Below are 18,768 nucleotides of genomic sequence, written 5' to 3'. Positions count from 1 at the left end.
TGAGGCGGGAAAGTCCTGATTTAAGCGGACAAAGAGTCCGTGCTCCTCCTCAAACCTGTAGGTAATTGGCATCACAAAAGCTTCATGGTTCTCGCACGCGCGAGTGGAACTCTGCTTAGGCTTCGCGTCATGGCAGATGGTTCCGATACGACGCTGACGGCCGAGCAGACCTCCGGCGAGCAGGCCCCCCAGGGTCTGGTCGCGGGTCTCAAGTCGTTCGCCGCCGAGCACGGCGGCGCGAAGGCCGTCATCGAGTACGTCGGTAAGCGCGGCGCACGGATCGTCCTGGTGGGCACCGACGGTGAGTGGGGCGACCAGTTCGCCGAGGACACCGTCACGGCCCGGGAGGCGTGCGCCAAGGCGGGAGTCACCGTCGAGAACGCCTGGGAGCGTGAACTGATGGACCAGATGCGACCGAGCAACGACCTCTGGCGGTCGATGGCCCGGCGCACGATGTCCCGCTGAGATAGATAGCTGAATTGACCAACCACCACCAGTCGACCCGGGGGGAACCCCGGGTCGCTCTCGTTACCTGCTCCCGCCTCGTCGACCTCGACCCCGACGACCGCCTCGTCCTCGACCCGCTCGCCGCGCGGGGGATCACCGCCGAAGCGGCGGTCTGGGACGACCCGGACGTCGACTGGTCCGCGTACGACCTGGTCGTGCTCCGCTCGCCGTGGGACTACGCGCTGCGCCGCGACGAGTTCGTCGCCTGGGCCGCCACCGTGCCCACCCTGCTCAACCCCGCCGACGTGGTGCGGTGGAACACCGACAAGCGCTACCTCGGGGAGCTGAGCGAAGCTGGTGTACCCACCGTGCCGACCGCCTGGGTCGAGCCGGGCGGGAGTTGGTCGCCGCCCGCCGACACCGGCGAGTACGTGATCAAACCGGCGGTCAGCTCGGGTAGCCAGGACACCGGCCGTTACGACCTGGCCGACCCGGAGCATCGGGCCCTGGCCGAGGCGCACGTGCGCCGCCTCTCGGCCGCCGGCCGGACGACGATGGTCCAGCCGTACCTGAGCGCCGTCGACTCCGAGGGCGAGACCGCGCTGCTCTTCCTGGCCGGCCCGGACGGTCTCGCGTTCAGCCACGCCATCCGCAAAGGCCCGATGTTGACCGGCCCCGACCTCGGTCCGGACGAGCTGTACAAGGCCGAGGAGATCAGCGCCCGTACCGCCGGGGTCGAGCAGTTGGCCGTCGCGGACCGGACCCTCGCGGCGGTCCCCGGCGGCACCCGGCAGCTGCTCTACGCCCGTGTGGACCTGATCTCCGGCCCGGCCGGCGACCCGGTCCTGGTCGAGTTGGAGCTCACCGAGCCGTCGCTCTTCCTGGGGTACGCCGAGAACGTCGCCGAGCGCCTGGCCACCGCGATCGCCGCCCACCTGACCCGCCCGGCCTGACCCCGTCCGGGTAGGGCGCCGTCCCGGCGTGTCCCTACGAGCTGCGCGTCGTGGCGTGGCGTGGCGTGTCGTGCCGCGTGGTGAGGCGGCGACGGCCCTGGAGGTGCGCGGATGCTGGGCGGGGGTGCCCATGCAGCGCTGCGTCGACGTTGGCGGCTGGCTCAGCACCGCCTCGACCGCGGCGGCGCTCGCAAGATCGCGCTGCATCCAGGATGTAGTGGTATCGCGGACACGTCGATGCCACTACATCCTGGTTCGAGCGTGACCATGAGCTCTGCGGGGCGCCCCGCCGCCGGCCAGCCCTGTCGGGACGCCCGCCCGTCCTCGCGCACCCGCGCGCCTCTCGCGCCTCTCGCGCCTCTCGCGCCTCTCGCGCCTCGGCCCTCGCCTCTGGGCCCTCGCCCCTCTCGCCCCTCGTCAAGATCCGCGCAACTTCGGGGATGTTGCTGCCTCCCGCGTCCCGGAGGCAGCAACATCCCCGAACTTGCGTAAATCTTGTGCAGGCGTGCAGACGCGATAGCGCAGGCGGGGCGGCGCGCAGGCGCGGACGCACGACGGCGCACGACAGCGCGCGAGGCGCAGGCGTGCGCCCGAGAGGTACGGGACACCGGCGGGCGCAGGACGCAAGGGCTGCGCCCCGCACGTCTCGCCCGTCGCGCCGATCTTGCACTTTCTGTCCCGACCTATCGCGCGAATATGGGCACTTCGGCGTTCGCAACTGCAAGATCGACGCGTGTAGGGCGGGGTGTGCTTGGCGCGGGGCGCGGCGAGGCGCGCGGGGCGGGGCGAGGCGCGCGGGGCGGGGCGCGCGGGGCGGGGCGGGGCGCGGGGGTCAGGCGGGGACGGGTTGGGCTTCTGGCGCTGGGGTGGGCTGGGGTGCCGGGGGGACCGGGTGGCGTTCGCGGGTGGACCACTGGACCGCGAGCGCGGCCAGGAGCACCAGGCACGAGCCGAGCATGTGCGCGCCGACCAGGAGCGCCGGCACGTGGGTGAAGTACTGCACGAAGCCGATGAGCCCCTGACTCAGTTCCACCGCCACCAGGACGATGGCGGCCCGGGTGGCCCGCCGCGCGTCCGCCGCGCGGAACGCGAAGATGAGCGCCACCGACAGGCCGATCAACAGGAAGACCCCGTCGGCGTGGACCTGGGAGATCGCCTCCGGGTCCAGGCCGTTGCGGGCCGCGCCGTGGTCGCCGGCGTGTGGGCCGCTGCCGGTGACCCAGGTGCCGATCACCAGCACCGCGACGGTGACGCCGGTGGTGATCCGGGCGAGCGCGCGCAGGGGAGTGGGCACCGCGGCGACCGTCGGGCCGTCCGGGTCGCCGATCCGCCGCCAGAGGGCGTACGCGGCGACGATCACCGCCATCGAGGCGAGGAAGTGCAGCCCGACCACCCACGGGTTGAGGTTGGTGAGGACCGTGATGCCGCCGACGACCGCCTGGGCGGGGATGCCCAGGAACACGGCGATGGACAGGGGCAGGAGCCCGGGTCGGCGGGGCCGGTGCGTCAGCACCGCCAGCACGGTGGCCAGCGCGATGAGACCGACCGCGAAGGCCAGCATCCGGTTGCTGAACTCGATCACGCCGTACACGCCCATCTCGGGTGTGGTGACGTACGAGTCGTCGGTGCACCGGGGCCAGGTGGGGCAGCCGAGGCCCGATGCGGTCAGCCGGACCGCCCCGCCGGTGACGACGATGGCCACGTTCGCGATGATCGAGGCGAGCGCGAGGCGGCGTAGCAGGACGCCGGATACCGGACGGACGATTCGGTTCACGGCGCAAATCCTACGCACCGTAGTGATCGAGGTCCGTCCGACTCCGTCGGCTCGGTGGTTCGGATCACCGGGGCCCGGGTTTGCCACCCTCCGGGTAATTACGTAACGTTGGCGTTGTGAAAAACGCGGCGGCGCTCTCCGGGCACCAGCCGGCGGCTGTCCCGGCCGTCGGCGCGTCCGCGTCCGCCCTCGTCGGGGCCTCGTCGTCCGTGCTGGGCGGCCCCCCGACGGAGTCCTCCACCCGGGACCGTGTCACCCAGTTGCTCCTGGAGCGGGGCGCGACGACCGCCGCACAGCTCGGCCTGGCGCTCGGCCTCAGCCCGGCGGCGATCCGCCGGCACCTGGACGCGATGCTCGCCGACGGTGACGTTCTCGCCCGCGAGCAGGCGGTGCAGGGCAGCCGGGGTCGGGGTCGTCCGGCCAAGGTGTTCGTGCTGACCGAGGCGGCCCGGGTCCGCTGTGGCACGCACCACTACGACAACATGGCCACCGCGGCGCTGCGCTGGATCGCCCGCAACGGTGGCCCGGACGCGGTAGAGACGTTCGCGGCCGAGCAGGTCTCCGCGCTCGAGTCGCGCTGTCGTGCCGCCATGGAGGACGCCGGCGACGACCCTCTCGCGCGGGCCGAGGCGCTCGCCGGAGCGCTGACCGCCGAGGGTTACGCTGCCAACGCGACCACGATCGCCTCCGGCGGCCAGCTCTGTCAGCACCACTGCCCGGTGGCGCACGTGGCCGCCGAGTTTCCCCAGCTGTGCGAGGCCGAGACCGCGGTGATCTCCCGTCTGGTCGGCACCCACGTGCAGCGCCTGGCCACCATCGCGCACGGCGACGGGGTGTGCACGACGCACATCCCGACCCAGCCGGGCCGTGCTCCATCCGGTAATCCCGTCACCACTGTGAGGACAGATAGATGACCGAGCAGATCGTCCAGCCCCTGACCCAGGAAGAGCAGCTCGCCGCCCTGGGTCGCTACGAGTACGGCTGGTCCGACCCGGACGCCGCCGGGGCAACTGCCCAGCGCGGCATCAACGAGGCGGTGGTGCGGGACATCTCGGCCAAGAAGAACGAGCCGGCCTGGATGCTCGACCTGCGCCTGAAGGGCCTGCGGCTGTTCGGCCGCAAGCCGATGCCGGCCTGGGGCGCGGACCTCACCGGCATCGACTTCGACAACATCAAGTACTTCGTGCGGTCCACCGAGAAGCAGGCCACCAGCTGGGAGGACCTGCCCGAGGACATCAAGAACACGTACGACCGGCTGGGCATCCCGGAGGCGGAGAAGCAGCGGCTGGTCGCGGGTGTCGCGGCGCAGTACGAGTCGGAGGTCGTCTACCACAAGATCCGTGAGGACCTTGAGGAGCAGGGCGTCCTCTTCCTGGACACCGACACCGCCCTGCGGGAGCACGAGGACATCTTCAAGGAGTACTTCGGCACGGTGATCCCGGTCGGCGACAACAAGTTCGCCGCGCTGAACACCTCCGTGTGGTCCGGTGGCTCGTTCATCTACGTGCCGAAGGGCGTGCACGTGGAGATCCCGCTGCAGGCCTACTTCCGGATCAACACGGAGAACATGGGCCAGTTCGAGCGGACGCTGATCATCGTCGATGAGGGCGCGTACGTGCACTACGTCGAGGGCTGCACCGCGCCCCTCTACTCCTCCGACTCGCTGCACAGCGCCGTCGTGGAGATCATCGTGAAGAAGAACGCGCGCTGCCGCTACACGACCATCCAGAACTGGTCGAACAACGTCTACAACCTGGTGACCAAGCGCGCCGTCTGCCACGAGGGCGCGACCATGGAGTGGGTCGACGGCAACATCGGCTCCAAGGTGACCATGAAGTACCCGGCGGTCTACATGACCGGCGAGCACGCCAAGGGCGAGGTGCTCTCGGTGGCGATGGCCGGCGAGGGTCAGCACCAGGACGCCGGCGCCAAGATGGTGCACGCGGCTCCGCACACGAGCAGCACCATCGTGTCGAAGTCGATCGCCCGTGGTGGCGGCCGGACCTCGTACCGGGGCCTGGTGCAGGTGCTGGAGGGCTCGCACCACAGCCGCAGCACGGTCAAGTGCGACGCGCTGCTGGTCGACACCATCTCCCGCTCCGACACGTACCCGTACGTCGACATCCGCGAGGACGACGTGTCGATGGGGCACGAGGCGACCGTCTCCAAGATCAGCGACGACCAGCTCTTCTACCTGATGAGCCGGGGTCTGAGCGAGGACGAGGCGATGGCGATGATCGTGCGCGGCTTCATCGAGCCGATCGCCAAGGAACTCCCGATGGAGTACGCCCTGGAGCTGAACCGGCTCATCGAACTCCAGATGGAGGGCGCGGTCGGCTGACGCCGCCGTTCCCCGCGTGGCGGGCCGGCGACGCCGGCCCGCCCGCACGAAGCCCAACCTCGCCGTCACGGAACAGACAGACCAAGGAAGACATGACTACCCAGGCTTCCGCGCCGCCGCCCAGCACCAAGTCGCAGGCGCTGCGCTCGTACGACGTCGCCGACTTCCCGGCCCTCACCGGCCTGGAGGAGGACTGGCGCTTCACCCCGCTCAAGCGCCTCCGCGGCCTCTCGGGCGACGTGCCGGCCGAGACCGGCACGGTCCGGCACGAGTACGGCGACCTGCCCGAGGGCGTGGCCATCAGCCGGATCGGCCGCGACGACGAGCGGATCGGCAGTGTGCTCACCCCGGTCGACCGGGTCAGCGCGCTGGCGTACGGCGCCGCCGCCGAGGCCCTGTTGGTGCGGGTGGCCCCGGACGTGGTGCTCGGCCAGTCGGTGGGCCTGCGGGTGGTCGGCACGGGCGCGGGGCAGCCGGCGTTCGGGCACACGTTCGTCGAGATCGGCCGCTTCGCCGAGGCGACCCTGGTGCTGGAGCACGTCGGATCGGCCACCCTGGCCGACAACGTCGAGGTGGCCGTGGGCGACGGCGCGAAGCTGACCCTGGTCACCGTCGCCGACTGGGCCGACGACGCGGTCCAGGCCCAGCACCTGAAGGTCAAGCTGGGCCGGGACGCCAAGGTCATCCACATCCAGGTGTCCCTGGGCGGCGACCTGGTCCGGCAGTTCACCTCGGTCGAGTACACCGGTCGGGGCGGCGAGGCCGAGCTGTACGGCGTCTACTTCGCCGACGGCGGCCAGCACCTGGAGCACCGGCAGCTGGTCGACCACAGCGTTCCGGACTGCCGCAGCTACGTCGGCTACCGGGGCGCGCTGCAGGGCGCGGACGCGCACACCGTCTGGGTGGGCGACGTGCTGATCCAGGCCGAGGCGACCGGCACCGACACGTACGAGATCAACCGAAACCTGCTGCTCACCGATGGCGCGCGTGCGGACTCCGTACCCAATCTGGAGATCGAGACCGGCGAGATCGCCGGCGCTGGCCATGCCAGCGCGACCGGCCGTTTCGACGACGAGCAGTTGTTCTACCTGATGGCCCGGGGTATCCCGGAGGGTGAGGCCCGTCGCCTGGTGGTCCGCGGCTTCTTCGCCGAGGTGATCAACAAGATTCCGGTCGAGGCGCTGCGCGAGCGCCTGGGCGACGCGATCGAGGCCCGGCTGGCGAAGGCCGGCGCCTGATGATCCGGATCTGCTCCACCGAGGACGTGCCGAAGGGCACCGCCATCAGAGCGGACGTCGACGGCACGCCGATCGCGCTGGTGCACGCCGAGGACGGCCAGTTCTACGCCGCCTACGACGAGTGCTCGCACGCCGCGGTCGCCCTCTCCGAGGGTGAGGTCGACGGCTGCACGCTGGAGTGCTGGTTGCACGGCTCGCGCTTCGACCTGCGCACCGGCACGCCCACCGGCCTGCCCGCCACCGAACCCGTACCCGTCTACCCCGTCGAAGTCCGCGACGGCGACATCTACCTGAGCCTGACGCCGAGTAATGGAGTGACCCGATAATGAGCACCCTGGAGATCCGCGACCTGAAGGTGTCGGTCAAGCTGCCCGAGGGTGAGCTCAAGCCGATCCTGGCCGGCGTCGACCTGACCGTGAAGTCCGGTGAGACCCACGCCATCATGGGCCCCAACGGCTCCGGCAAGTCCACCCTGGCGTACTCGATCGCCGGTCACCCCAAGTACGAGATCACCGGCGGCTCGGTGACCCTCGACGGCGAGGACGTCCTCGCCATGACGGTCGACGAGCGGGCCCGCGCCGGCCTCTTCCTGGCCATGCAGTACCCGGTCGAGGTGCCCGGCGTCTCGGTGGCGAACTTCCTGCGCACCGCGAAGACCGCCATCGACGGTGAGGCGCCGAAGCTGCGTACCTGGGGCGGCGAGCTGCGGGGTGCGATGGAGCGCCTCCAGATGGACCCGGCGTTCGCCCAGCGCAACGTCAACGAGGGCTTCTCCGGCGGTGAGAAGAAGCGGCACGAGATTGTCCAGTTGGAGCTGCTCAAGCCGAAGACCGCCATCCTCGACGAGACCGACTCGGGTCTCGACGTGGACGCGCTGCGCGTGGTCAGCGAGGGCGTCAACCGGGTCCGCGACACCGGCGACACCGGCGTGCTGCTGATCACCCACTACACGCGGATCCTGCGCTACATCAAGCCGGACCACGTGCACGTCTTCGTCGCCGGCCGGATCGTCGAGCAGGGCGGCCCGGAGCTGGCCGACAAGCTCGAGGCCGAGGGTTACGAGCGGTACGCCGCCGGGGCCGGTTCGGCCAAGGTCTGAGTGGGAGAGGCGCTGTCGAGATGACCAGCATCGCGATCCCCGAGGGGATGCCGCAGTACGACGACGTGCCGCGTTTCGACGTGGCCCGGGTGCGCGCCGACTTCCCGATCCTCGATCGGGAGATCAACGGGCACCCGCTGGTCTACCTCGACAGCGCCAACACCTCGCACAAACCGCGTCAGGTGCTCGCCGTGCTCGACGAGCACTACGCGCGGCACAACGCCAACGTCTCGCGCTCGGTGCACACGCTGGGCACCGAGGCCACCGAGGCGTACGAGGGGGCGCGGGCCAAGCTCGCCGCGTTCATCAACGCCCCGAGCGTCGACGAGGTGGTGTTCACCAAGAACTCCACCGAGGCGATCAACATCGTGGCGTACGCCTTCTCCAACGCCTCGCTGCGTCCGGACGGCGACCCGCGGTTCCGGCTCGGCCCCGGGGACGAGGTGGTGATCTCCGAGATGGAGCACCACTCGAACATCGTCCCGTGGCAGCTGCTCTGCGAGCGCACCGGCGCGACCCTGCGCTGGTTCGGGGTCACCGAGCAGGGCCGGCTCGACGAGTCGGGCCTGGAAGACCTGATCACCGAACGGACGAAGATCGTCTCGCTGGTGCACATGTCGAACATCCTCGGCACCGTCAACGCCACCTCCCGGATCACCGCGCGGGTGCGCGAGGTGGGCGCGCTGCTGCTGCTGGACTGCTCCCAGTCCGTGCCGCACCTGCCCATCGACGTGGTCGACCTGGACGCCGACTACATCGTGTTCACCGGGCACAAGATGCTCGGTCCGACCGGCATCGGCGTGCTCTGGGGCCGGGGCGAGCTGCTGGCGGCCATGCCACCGGTGATGGGCGGCGGCTCGATGATCGAGACGGTGACCATGGCCCGGTCGACGTTCGCCGCACCGCCGGCCCGCTTCGAGGCGGGAACTCCGCCGATCGCCGAGGCGGTCGCGCTCGGCGCGGCGGTCGACTACCTCACCGGCATCGGCATGCCGGCGATCCAGTGGCACGAGAAGGAGCTGACGGCGTACGCGCTGGACGCCCTCGGCTCGGTGCCCGACCTGCGGATCTTCGGTCCGACCGTGCCGATCGGCCGGGGCGGCACCATCTCGTTCGCCCTTGGTGACGTGCACCCGCACGACGTGGGCCAGGTGCTCGACTCGCTGGGCGTGCAGGTGCGGGTGGGTCACCACTGCGCGAAGCCGGTGTGCAGCCGGTTCGGCGTCCCGGCGATGACCCGGGCGTCGTTCTACCTCTACACCACCACCGGGGAGATCGACGCCCTGGTGGGCGGTCTGGAGCAGGTACGGAAGGTGTTCGACTGATGGTGCAGCTCGACCAGCTCTACCAGGAGATCATCCTGGATCACTACAAGCACCCGCACGGCCGGGGCCTGCGTGACGCCGACGACCCGGGCGACCAGGTCGCCGAGGCGCACCACGTCAACCCGACCTGCGGCGACGAGGTCACCGTCCGGGTGGCCACCGACGGCACCGTTCTGCACGACATCTCGTACGACGGCATGGGCTGCTCGATCAGCCAGGCCTCGGCGAGCGTCCTGCACGAACTGCTGCGCGGTCGGGGCGCCGGGGAAGCATTCGAGGTGCACGAGGCGTTCGTCGAGTTGATGTCCGGACGTGGCCAGGTCACGCCGGACGAGGACGTACTCGGTGACGGGGTCGCTTTCGCGGGCGTGGCCCGCTATCCCGCCCGGGTCAAGTGCGCGCTGCTGCCGTGGATGGCGTTCAAGGACGCCGCGGCACGCGCCGGTGTGGGCGTGAGCCCGGAGGTGAAGGCATGAGCAGCGAGGATACGGCTACTGCGGCGACGCCGGAGGCCGGCGACACCGTCACGGCGCAGACCGACGCGGTGAGTGGCGACGCCGCCGCCCCGGCGGGTGGCGTCAGCAAGGCCATGATCGCCGACATCGAGGAGGCGATGAAGGACGTCGTCGACCCGGAGTTGGGGATCAACGTGGTCGACCTGGGCCTGGTGTACGGGGTGCACGTCGACGACGAGAACGTCGCGACCCTGGACATGACGCTCACCTCGGCGGCGTGCCCGCTGACCGACGTGATCGAGGACCAGGCCCGGCAGGCCCTCACCACCGGCCCCGGTGGCGGCCTGGTCAACGACATCCGGATCAACTGGGTGTGGCTCCCGCCGTGGGGCCCGGACAAGATCACCGACGAGGGTCGGGACCAGCTCCGTTCCCTCGGCTTCAACGTCTGACCCGAACTCCCGACCTTTCTTCGTTCGAGCGCGGTGCCCTCCGGGGTGCCGCGCTCGACGTATCAGAGGTGAATCTCTTGTGGAACGGATCGTTCCGGTCTGCTAAGCTGAGCTTAGAACGGAGCGGAACGTTCCGTTTCGCGAGAGAACTCGGCGGACCAGCGGAGAGGGTCGGGACAATGAACGAGACGGCAGCGGGACAGTGGCGGATCGTGCTCGACGAGGCGCACCGGGCGCTGCGGACGACCGCCGAGGGAATCCCGGCCGAGGCCTGGGACCTGTCCACCCCCTGCGAGCGGTGGACGGTCACCCAGGTGCTCCAGCACGCGACCGGCGACCAGCTCGCCTACGTCGCGGCGATCACCGGCGGATCGGGGCCGGAGGAGGACCCGTTCGCGCCCTCCGGGCGGATCGAGGGGAACAAGCTGACCGGCCTGTACGCCGCCCTCGACGCGTCCGCCCTCGCCTGGCTGGGCGTCGCCGACGAGGATCCGCAGGTGCCGACGCCGCTGCCGCACGGCGCGCTACCGGCCCACACGGCTGCCGTCGCCGCCGCCCTCGACGCTGCGGTGCACGCCTGGGACATCGCGGTGGCCACCGGTCAGCCATCCCCGCTCCACGACGACCTGGCCCGCCCCCTGTTCGAGGTCGCGCGGCAGATCGTCGAGCCGCTGCGGGCCTACGGCGCGTACGCGGCGGCGCTCAACCCGGGCGCGGAAGCCGACGACTTGAGCGCGCTGCTCTCCTACCTCGGCCGCGACCCCCGGTGGGCCGAGTCGCGGCACTGACCGGTCCCGCTCCGTCAAGATCGTGCTCGATCATTGATGTAGTGGCCTCGGTGCCTCGCCGAGGCCACTACATCGTGGTTCGAGCACGATCTTCGGCTGGCGCCCGCAACTACGCCCGCCGGGTGGGACTGATCGGCCGACCGGTCCCGGCAAGATCTGCGCAACTTCACCGATGTCGCTGCTTGCGGCGTGACGGAGGCAGCAACATCGGTGATGTTGTGAGGATCTTGGCGCGGGGCGCGGGGCGCGGGGCGCGGGGCGCGGGGCGCGGGGCGCGGGGCGCGGGGCGCGGGGCGCGGGGCGCGGGGCGCGGGGCGCGGGGCGCGGGGCGCGGGGCGCGGGGCGCGGGGCGCGGGGCGCGGGGCGCGGGGCGCGGGGCGCGGGGCGCGGGGCGCGGGGCGCGGGGCGCGGGGCGCGGGGCGCGGGGCGCGGGGCGCGGCCACGACGCCGATCTTGCGCTTTCTGTGCCGACTTATTTGGCGAAGGCGGACATCTCGGCGTCTGCAAGTGCAAGATCGGCGCGAGGGCGCGAGGGCGCTGCGGGGAAATCCGTTGCGGGGGACGACTGTCGGCGCGCAGGATGCCGATGTGATCGAGGCGTACGCGATGCGGGTTCTGGTCCCTGCGACGACTGCCGGTCGTCGACAGCGGCCGGCGCCGGGGCGGGCCTCGATCCTGCGTCGACGGCCATGAGCGGGGCGTTCCTCGCCGGCCTGGTGGCCGGCTACGGCGTCGCCATCCCGGTCGGCGCGATCGCGATCCTCATCCTGGGGCTCAGTGCCCGTACCTCGTTCCGGGTCGGCGCGGCGGCGGCCCTCGCGGTGGCGACGGCCGACGGGCTCTACGCGGCGGTGGCCGCGCTGGGCGGCGCCGGTCTGGCCGGGGTCATCGCGCCCGCCGCCGGTCCGCTGCGGGTGGTCGCCGCCGTGGTCCTGTTGGGGCTGGCCGGGCACGGGCTCTGGCGGACCTGGGTCGCCCACCGTTCCCGTCCGACGCCGGCGGCGCGGGGCGGTCGGGGCATGGATACTCCGGGCCGTGCCTATGCGGCGCTGCTCGGATTGACCCTGCTGAACCCGACGACGGTGCTCTACTTCGTCGCGTTGGTCCTCGGTCGGCCGGACACGGCCGACGCGGGAGCGGTGCCGGCGGCCCTGTTCGTGGCCGGAGTGTTCCTGGCGTCGGCGAGCTGGCAGCTGCTCATCGCCGGTGGCGGCACGGTGGTCGGCCGGGCGCTGACCGGCCCGCGCGGCCGGCTGGTCACGGGCCTGCTCTCCAGCGTCCTCATCGCCGCGCTGGCGGTAGCCGCGCTGCTGCCGGGTTGACGGTCCGGTGCGCCGGCGGTGGCCGCGTGGCTGCCGGCTCGGAGTCCGGGTGCGCCGGCGGTGGCCGCGCGGCTGCCAGGCTGACGGTCCGGGGGCGGCCGGCGTTCGCCGCGCCGCTGGCGGGTTGACGGTCCGGGCGCGCTGGCGGCTGCCGGGCTGACGGGTCGAGCGCGCTGGCGGTGGCGTACGGTCGGGCGGTGACCAGTCGACCCGCCGCCGGGGGAGGCCGGTGGGTCGAGGTCGACCCGGCCCGCGTCGGCCGCTGGGTCGAGGGCTTCGCCGACCGGCACGGCCCGCCCACCACCACCGCACGGGAGTACGGGCTGCTGCTGACCGCCCCCGACGGAGCCACCGCCGAGTTGCACACGCCACCCGGGTCACCCGTCAGCGGCGACGTGGCCGCCTTCGTGGCCGCCGCCGGCACGCCGTACCGGATCGGTCTCCTGTTGGCGCGCAAGGGCGCGGTGGCGATCGGCGTGGCGCTCGGCGCCGAGCTGGTGGTCTCCAAGGTGGACACCCGGTATGTGCAGGGGCGCACCGCGGCGGGTGGGTGGTCGCAGCACCGGTTCGCCCGGCGGCGTGACAACCAAGCCAAGGCGGCGCTGGGCGACGCGGCGGACCTGGCCGTACGGCTGCTGCTGCCGGAGGCGGCGAAGCTGGCGGCCCTCGTCTGCGGCGGTGACCGGCGCGCCGTGGACACCGTGCTCGCAGACCGGCGGCTGGCCCCGCTCGTGCCGCTGCGGGCCGAACGGCTGCTCGACGTGCCGGAGCCTCGGCACGCGGTCCTGGTCGCGGCGGTGAGCGCGGCCCGGGCGGTACGGATCCGGTTGCGCGACCCCGACCCGGCCGCGGACTGACCGCGTCTGGTCAGCGGCGACGCTACGCGCCCGGGCCCGGACTGACCGCGTCTGGTCAGCGGCGACGCTGCGCGCCCGGGCCCGGACGGGCGGCGTGTGGTCAGCGGCGACGCTACCCGCGCCGGATCACGGCGGCGGCGCTGCTCTCGGCTGGTTGCCCGGTCGAGCCGGAGCAGAGACGACCGCCACCCGAACGGGGGTTCGGGGCGTGGTGCGGCGCCCATGGTCGGAGGATGGGCGCGTGGAGTTCCTGGTGGACATGGTGACGACGGTGCCCGACGGCACGTCGGAGGACGGGGTTGCCGAGATGCGTGCGCGTGAGGCGGCGCGTTCGGCCGAGTTGACGGCGCAGGGCAGTCTGCTGCGCCTGTGGCGACCGCCGCTGGCGCCGGGGGAGTGGCGGACGTGGGGACTCTTCGAGGCCGCCGACGCGGACGAGTTGGAGTCGGTCCTCGCGTCGATGCCGCTGCGCGCCTGGCGGCGGGAGACCGTCACGCCGTTGACGCCGCACCCGAACGACCCCGGTCAGCCGAGGCGGTGACCGTGGCCGGTGACGAGGTGGAGATCCTGCGCTCGGTCCTGGACCGGTGGAGGTCGGCGGTCGACGCCCACGAGCCGGACCGCGTCGCGTCGGTCTTCGCGGATGACGCGATCTTCCAGGGCCTGCGCCCGTACGCCGTCGGCCGGGACGGCATCGCGGCGTACTACGCGGCACAGCCGCTGGGCCTGACCGCCGCGTACGAGATCCGGGAGACCCGGCGGCTCGCGGACGACGCGGTCCTCGGCTATCTGGAGGTCGAGTTCGGGTTCACCGACCGGCCGGCGCTGAGGGTGTACCTCGGCGTGCTGATGCGGCGGGTCCACGACGCCTGGTTGATCGGGCACTACCAGGTGTCCCGGCTCGACTGACCACCCAACGACAATCGCGGCAGGCCCGCTCGGCGGGCCTGCCGCGACCGCGTGGAGGTGTCAGAGCTGGTCGGTGCCGAAGGTGTCGCAGGTCTTCGGGTCGCCGCTGTTGTAGCCCTGCTCGAACCACTTCTGCCGCTGGGCGGCGGTGCCGTGGGTGTACGAGCTCGGGTCGTTGCCCCGGCCGGACTTCTGCTGAATGGCGTCGTCGCCGATCGCGCCAGCGGTGTCCACCGCGTCCTGGATGTCCTGCTCGCTGATCGACTTGAAGATCGCCTTGTCGTTCTTCGACTTGGTCTCGGTGGCGTGGTTGGCCCAGGCGCCCGCGAAGCAGTCCGCCTGCAACTCCAGCCGGACCGAGCCGGAGGTGGGCCCGGACTTGCCGTCCTGCGCCTTGGCCTCGGTGCCGAGCAGGTCCTGCACGTGGTGGCCGTACTCGTGCGCGAGAACGTACGGCTGGGGGAACTCGCCGTCGACGCCGAACTCCGACTTGAGCGTGTCGTAGAAGGTCAGGTCGATGTAGACATGCTTGTCCGCCGGGCAGTAGAACGGGCCGACACCCGAGTCGGCCTGACCGCAGCCGGTGTTCACGCTGTTGCTGAAGAACCGGGTGGTGACCGGCTGGTACTGGTCGCCGAACGCCTTCGGCATGGCGTCCTTCCAGTAAGCCTGGATGGAATTGATGAAGAGGGTGTTGCGGCAGTCCTCGGTCTTGGTCGCGCTCGCGGAGCACTCGGCGTCCAGGCTGGAGTTGTCGGCTGGCTGGTCGCTGCCGCCTCCGCCGCCGAGCTGGCTGAGCCCGAACCCGCCACCGGCCAACGCCAGCACGACGGCGATGATGATGCCGATCAGGCCGCCGCCCCGGCCGCCGCCCCCGGGGATCGGGATCCCGAGGCCTCCGCCCCCGCCGCCTCCGCCGGATCCACGCATGTCCTCTACCTGACTGGTGTCGACCTGCGCGTTCTCGTTCAGCTCCATGATGACCTCGATCGCGTGAAATGTCCTGTGATAGGCCGTCAGCGCCGGACCGGGTCCGGACGGCGATTCGGTACCCGATGATCTTGATTGGTAATCCGGCCCGGCTGCTCGACCGCGCCCCGGTACACTTGTCGCCGTGCCGCGCTGCGAAGGCTGAACCGCCCCGCGCCGACGGGCCCACCGCCCGCCGGCGCTTTCGCGTGCCCTGAGTCAGCCTTCCAGACCCCGAGAGCGAGTCCTACGAGATGATCACTGCCACCGGCCTGGAGCTGCGTGCCGGCTCCCGGATCCTGCTGTCCGACACCACCCTGCGCGTGCAGCCCGGTGACCGGATCGGCCTGGTCGGCCGCAACGGCGCCGGCAAGACCACCACCCTCAAGGTGCTCGCCGGTGAGGGCCAGCCGTACGGCGGCCAGATCGACCAGCGCAGCGCCATCGGCTACCTCCCGCAGGACCCCCGCACCGGCGACCTGGAGGTCACCGGCCGCGACCGGGTGCTCTCCGCCCGCGGTCTCGATGTGCTGATGGCCCAGATGAAGGAGGTCGAGGAGCGCCTCGCCGAGGACGCCAACGAGAAGCTGGTCCGCCGCTACGGCGCGCTGGAGGACCAGTTCGCCGCCCTGGGTGGGTACGCCGCCGAGGCCGAGGCCGCCCGGATCTGCGCCAACCTCGGGCTACCGGACCGCGCGCTCGCCCAGACCATCGGCACCCTCTCCGGCGGTCAGCGCCGGCGCATCGAGCTGGCCCGGATCCTGTTCCGGGACGCCGGTGAGAACGGCGGCGGCATCCTGCTGCTCGACGAGCCGACCAACCACCTCGACGCCGACTCGATCACCTGGTTGCGCGGGTTCCTCGCCAACCACAAGGGCGGGCTCATCGTGATCTCCCACGACGGCGCGCTGCTGGAGTCGGTGGTCAACAAGGTCTGGTTCCTCGACGCCACCCGCTCGGTGATCGACGTCTACAACCTGGGCTGGAAGGCGTACCTGGAGGCCCGCGAGACCGACGAGCGCCGCCGCCGCCGGGAGCGGGCCAACGCGGAGAAGAAGGCCGGCGCGCTGATGGCGCAGGCCGACAAGATGCGGGCCAAGGCCACCAAGACCGTCGCCGCGCAGAACATGGCCCGCCGCGCCGAGAAGCTGATCTCGGGCCTGGAGGAGGTACGCGTCGCCGACCGGGTCGCCAAGGTCCGCTTCCCCAGCCCGGCCCCGTGCGGCAAGACGCCGCTCACCGCGACCGGCCTGTCCAAGTCGTACGGCTCGTTGGAGATCTTCACCGACGTCAACGTGGCGGTGGACCGGGGTTCCCGGGTGGCCATCCTCGGGCTCAACGGCGCGGGCAAGACGACGCTGCTGCGGATGCTCGGCGGGCTGCTCAGCCCGGACACCGGCGAGGTGCACGCGGGGCACGGCCTGCGGTTGGGCTACTACGCGCAGGAGCACGAGACGCTGGACGTGGAGCGGACGGTGCTGGAGAACATGCGGGCCGCCGCGATCGAGCAGTCCGACACGGACCTGCGCAAGATCCTCGGCGCGTTCCTGTTCTCCGGCGACGACGTGAACAAGCCGGCCGGGGTGCTCTCCGGTGGCGAGAAGACCCGGCTGGCCCTCTCCACGCTGGTCTGTTCGGGCGCCAACGTGCTGCTGCTGGACGAGCCGACCAACAACCTCGACCCGGTCAGCCGCGAGCAGGTGCTCGACGCGATCGCCAACTACCCGGGCGCGATCGTGCTGGTCACGCACGACCCCGGCGCGGTCCTCGCGCTCAAGCCGGACCGCGCGATCCTGCTGCCCGACGGCGACGAGGACGCCTGGAGCGACGACCTCCTCGAACTGGTCGAGCTGGCCTGACCGCTGCGGCGGGCGGTCCGGCGCCCGGACCGCCCGGTTTCCGCCCGGCAGGTCGACCAGCCGGACCGCCGGGTCTCAGCCCAGCAGGTCGACCAGCCGGCCCAGCACGCCGGAGCTGACCAGGATCACCACACCGATGCCGATGAAGATCGCCGGTACCAGCCAGTGCCCGGCACGCTCCACCAGGGCGACCACCCGCCGGTGGCCGCCCAGCCAGGCCGCGGCGGCGCACCACAGGCCGATCAGCACCACGAAGATCAGCAGGAACACCGCGCTGTCACCGGGGCCGAGGGCCCGGAACACGGGTACGTAGACGGCCACGTTGTCGGCCCCGTTGGCGATCGTCACCCCGGCCACGCCGAGTGTGCCGGTGACCACGGCGGCGGGTTCGTCGTCGTCCCGGTGCCACAGCGCGCGGACGCCCAGCGCGATCGGCAGCAGGCCGAGCAGCCCGGTCCACGGGTCCGGCACGACCAGCAACCCGGCGGCGACCACCGCGCTGGCCAGCGCGAGCGCGCCGATGCCCAGATATTGGCCGGCGACGATCTGTGCGGTACGCGGGCGGCCGGTGGTGCGGGCCGCGACGAAGAACAGCGTGAGGATGACGATGTCGTCGATGTCGGTGGCGGCGAAGACGACGGCCGCGCCGGCTGCGGTACCGAACAGGTCGATCACGTCCGGGAGCGTACGGGTGGAGGCGTCACCGCGCCGGGGTGGCCCACTCGGGACGTTTCGCGAGGATCACTCTATCGGGAACCTGACATTGCATAGCGTGTCGGTTGGCGAAGAGTTGATATCTGGCGCATGATCGTCCGAGGCGGTCTAATAGGTGGGACCGTATCCGAACCGCACAGTCTGGGACGTGAGGACACAGCATGGCAGCCACTGGCACAGCCACCAGCACTGAGAAGGGTCGCCGGATCGTCGGAGCCGAGCGTCAGACGCTCGCCAAGGACCTGGTAAAGCGGTACACCTCGGGGGAGAGCATCCGCGCGCTGGCGGCCTCGACCGGCCGTTCCTACGGGTTCATCCACCGGGTGCTCACCGAGTCCGGGGTTCAGCTGCGTCAGCGCGGCGGTGCCCGGCGCCGCAAGAAGGCGTGACCCGCCCCTTAGCGTCGTTGACGAACGCCGCTCCCCGGGCAGTCCGGTGACCACCGAGGCGACCGGGGTTCGGCTGACCTGCGACGGGCCGGTCGCCACGGTGACGTTGTGCCGGCCCGACGTGCTCAATGCCCAGACGCCGGCCATGTGGCGCGCGATGAGCGAATTCTCGCGCGACCTGCCCGGTGACGTACGGGTGGTGGTGGTCCGGGGCGAGGGGCGTGCGTTCTCCGCCGGCCTCGACCTCGCGGTCGCCGGTGCGTCCGGCCCGGGATCGTTCGCCGAGCTGGCCACGCTGCCCGAGGACGAGTGCGCCGACCGGATCGCCGAGTTCCAGGGCGGCTTCACCTGGCTGCACCGGCCGGACGTCATCTCCGTGGCGGCGGTGCAGGGGCATGCGATCGGTGCCGGCTTCCAGCTTGCCCTCGCCTGCGACCTGCGGGTCCTCGCCGCCGACGCGAGGTTCTCGATGGCCGAGGTGACGCTCGGGCTGGTGCCCGACCTGGCCGGCACGAAGCGTCTCGTGGAGCTCGTCGGCTACTCCCGGGCGCTGGAGATCTGCGCCACGGGCCGCCGGCTGGACGCCGCCGAGGCCGACCGGATCGGGCTGGCCACTCTCGTCGTACCCCCGGCGGAGCTGGACGACGCGGTCCGTGACCTCACGGCGGGCCTGCTGGCCGGCCCGCGCGACGCGGTGGTGGAGATCAAGGCGCTGATCGCCGGCGCGGCCGGGCGGTCGCACGCCGACCAGCAGCGGGCCGAGCGTGAGGCGCAGACCCGCCGCCTGCGCGACCTCGCCGGCCGGGGCGAATAGTAAGGACCGCGCGGGAAGATCTGGGTTACGAGCGAGGTTGTCACACCTGTCGGGAGAATTGAG

The 18,768-nt window shown here is 71.6% G+C and carries 21 protein-coding genes; 18 read left to right on the top strand and 3 right to left on the bottom strand.

Translation table 11 applies throughout. The features are described from left to right. Window positions 1-129: 129 nt before the first annotated feature. Both ACQP0N_RS23010 and ACQP0N_RS23005 read left to right on the top strand, forming a co-directional pair. Window positions 130-465 (top strand): hypothetical protein, encoded by a 336-nt coding sequence (locus tag ACQP0N_RS23010; RefSeq protein ID WP_433114028.1) that lies wholly within the window; start codon window positions 130-132, stop codon window positions 463-465. 14 nt (window positions 466-479) lie between these two features. Beyond that, window positions 480-1,400: an ATP-grasp domain-containing protein gene (locus ACQP0N_RS23005; protein ID WP_433114027.1), complete on the top strand. Its 921-nt coding sequence runs from the start codon at window positions 480-482 to the stop codon at window positions 1,398-1,400. Window positions 1,401-2,232: 832 nt separating this feature from the next. On the opposite strand, the gene ACQP0N_RS23000 is transcribed toward ACQP0N_RS23005, so the two are convergent. Further along, window positions 2,233-3,174 carry a COX15/CtaA family protein gene (locus ACQP0N_RS23000; RefSeq protein ID WP_433114025.1) on the bottom strand — a complete coding sequence of 314 codons (942 nt, stop codon included), beginning with the start codon at window positions 3,172-3,174 and terminating at the stop codon, window positions 2,233-2,235. 116 nt (window positions 3,175-3,290) lie between these two features. Between ACQP0N_RS23000 and ACQP0N_RS22995 the strand changes: the two genes are divergently transcribed. From ACQP0N_RS22995 to ACQP0N_RS22935, 13 genes are all read left to right on the top strand, one after another. Beyond that, the gene (locus tag ACQP0N_RS22995; RefSeq protein ID WP_433114023.1) at window positions 3,291-4,088 is read left to right on the top strand and encodes a helix-turn-helix transcriptional regulator; all 798 of its coding nucleotides are present in this window, start codon (window positions 3,291-3,293) and stop codon (window positions 4,086-4,088) included. Beyond that, a complete protein-coding gene (gene sufB, locus ACQP0N_RS22990; RefSeq protein ID WP_433114021.1) occupies window positions 4,085-5,515 on the top strand; it encodes a Fe-S cluster assembly protein SufB in 1,431 nt (476 codons plus the stop codon). The genes ACQP0N_RS22995 and sufB overlap by 4 nt, the downstream gene beginning before the upstream one ends. A 92-nt stretch (window positions 5,516-5,607) precedes the next feature. Then, window positions 5,608-6,753 carry a Fe-S cluster assembly protein SufD gene (gene sufD / locus ACQP0N_RS22985; protein WP_433114019.1) on the top strand — a complete coding sequence of 382 codons (1,146 nt, stop codon included), beginning with the start codon at window positions 5,608-5,610 and terminating at the stop codon, window positions 6,751-6,753. Beyond that, complete coding sequence (locus tag ACQP0N_RS22980; protein ID WP_355049605.1) at window positions 6,753-7,079, top strand: non-heme iron oxygenase ferredoxin subunit; 327 nt, start codon at window positions 6,753-6,755, stop codon at window positions 7,077-7,079. Before sufD ends, ACQP0N_RS22980 begins: the two co-directional genes overlap by 1 nt. Further along, the gene (gene sufC / locus ACQP0N_RS22975; protein ID WP_433114017.1) at window positions 7,079-7,852 is read left to right on the top strand and encodes a Fe-S cluster assembly ATPase SufC; all 774 of its coding nucleotides are present in this window, start codon (window positions 7,079-7,081) and stop codon (window positions 7,850-7,852) included. The genes ACQP0N_RS22980 and sufC overlap by 1 nt, the downstream gene beginning before the upstream one ends. A gap of 20 nt (window positions 7,853-7,872) precedes the next feature. Continuing rightward, a complete protein-coding gene (locus ACQP0N_RS22970) occupies window positions 7,873-9,177 on the top strand; it encodes a cysteine desulfurase (protein WP_433114015.1) in 1,305 nt (434 codons plus the stop codon). A 2-nt stretch (window positions 9,178-9,179) separates the two neighbouring features. Further along, window positions 9,180-9,653, top strand: coding sequence for a Fe-S cluster assembly sulfur transfer protein SufU (gene sufU / locus ACQP0N_RS22965; protein ID WP_355049630.1), 474 nt, complete (start codon window positions 9,180-9,182; stop codon window positions 9,651-9,653). Next, window positions 9,650-10,084, top strand: a complete 435-nt coding sequence (locus tag ACQP0N_RS22960; protein ID WP_355049608.1) for a metal-sulfur cluster assembly factor — start codon at window positions 9,650-9,652, stop codon at window positions 10,082-10,084. The genes sufU and ACQP0N_RS22960 overlap by 4 nt, the downstream gene beginning before the upstream one ends. 179 nt (window positions 10,085-10,263) lie before the next feature. Next, window positions 10,264-10,872: a TIGR03086 family metal-binding protein gene (locus ACQP0N_RS22955; RefSeq protein WP_433114013.1), complete on the top strand. Its 609-nt coding sequence runs from the start codon at window positions 10,264-10,266 to the stop codon at window positions 10,870-10,872. A gap of 689 nt (window positions 10,873-11,561) precedes the next feature. Next, entirely contained in the window at window positions 11,562-12,194 is a 633-nt protein-coding gene (locus ACQP0N_RS22950) for a LysE family transporter (RefSeq protein ID WP_433114011.1), read from the top strand. A gap of 197 nt (window positions 12,195-12,391) precedes the next feature. Next, window positions 12,392-13,051 carry an acVLRF1 family peptidyl-tRNA hydrolase gene (locus ACQP0N_RS22945; RefSeq protein WP_433114009.1) on the top strand — a complete coding sequence of 220 codons (660 nt, stop codon included), beginning with the start codon at window positions 12,392-12,394 and terminating at the stop codon, window positions 13,049-13,051. A 241-nt stretch (window positions 13,052-13,292) separates the two neighbouring features. Continuing rightward, a complete protein-coding gene (locus ACQP0N_RS22940; protein ID WP_433114007.1) occupies window positions 13,293-13,592 on the top strand; it encodes a muconolactone Delta-isomerase family protein in 300 nt (99 codons plus the stop codon). A 2-nt stretch (window positions 13,593-13,594) separates the two neighbouring features. After that, window positions 13,595-13,960 (top strand): SgcJ/EcaC family oxidoreductase, encoded by a 366-nt coding sequence (locus ACQP0N_RS22935; protein WP_433114005.1) that lies wholly within the window; start codon window positions 13,595-13,597, stop codon window positions 13,958-13,960. A gap of 60 nt (window positions 13,961-14,020) precedes the next feature. Here the strand turns inward: ACQP0N_RS22935 and ypfJ are convergent, their stop codons facing one another. Continuing rightward, entirely contained in the window at window positions 14,021-14,938 is a 918-nt protein-coding gene (gene ypfJ / locus ACQP0N_RS22930) for a KPN_02809 family neutral zinc metallopeptidase (RefSeq protein WP_433114003.1), read from the bottom strand. Between the two features lie 245 nt (window positions 14,939-15,183). Between ypfJ and ACQP0N_RS22925 the strand changes: the two genes are divergently transcribed. Continuing rightward, the gene (locus ACQP0N_RS22925; protein WP_355053557.1) at window positions 15,184-16,788 is read left to right on the top strand and encodes an ABC-F family ATP-binding cassette domain-containing protein; all 1,605 of its coding nucleotides are present in this window, start codon (window positions 15,184-15,186) and stop codon (window positions 16,786-16,788) included. A 75-nt stretch (window positions 16,789-16,863) separates the two neighbouring features. On the opposite strand, the gene ACQP0N_RS22920 is transcribed toward ACQP0N_RS22925, so the two are convergent. Further along, a complete protein-coding gene (locus tag ACQP0N_RS22920; protein WP_433114001.1) occupies window positions 16,864-17,463 on the bottom strand; it encodes a cadmium resistance transporter in 600 nt (199 codons plus the stop codon). Between the two features lie 200 nt (window positions 17,464-17,663). On the opposite strand from ACQP0N_RS22920, the gene ACQP0N_RS22915 reads away from it, so the two are divergent. Both ACQP0N_RS22915 and ACQP0N_RS22910 read left to right on the top strand, forming a co-directional pair. After that, window positions 17,664-17,891 carry a helix-turn-helix domain-containing protein gene (locus ACQP0N_RS22915; RefSeq protein ID WP_007462679.1) on the top strand — a complete coding sequence of 76 codons (228 nt, stop codon included), beginning with the start codon at window positions 17,664-17,666 and terminating at the stop codon, window positions 17,889-17,891. Window positions 17,892-17,937: 46 nt separating this feature from the next. Beyond that, window positions 17,938-18,705, top strand: coding sequence for an enoyl-CoA hydratase/isomerase family protein (locus ACQP0N_RS22910; RefSeq protein WP_433113999.1), 768 nt, complete (start codon window positions 17,938-17,940; stop codon window positions 18,703-18,705). Window positions 18,706-18,768: the final 63 nt, after the last annotated feature.

It is taken from the genome of Micromonospora sp. CA-246542, assembly GCF_050942905.1.
Taxonomy (GTDB): Bacteria; Actinomycetota; Actinomycetes; order Mycobacteriales; family Micromonosporaceae; genus Micromonospora.
Note: the sequence above shows the minus strand (reverse complement) of the source record. Positions and strands in the feature narration are given on the sequence as shown.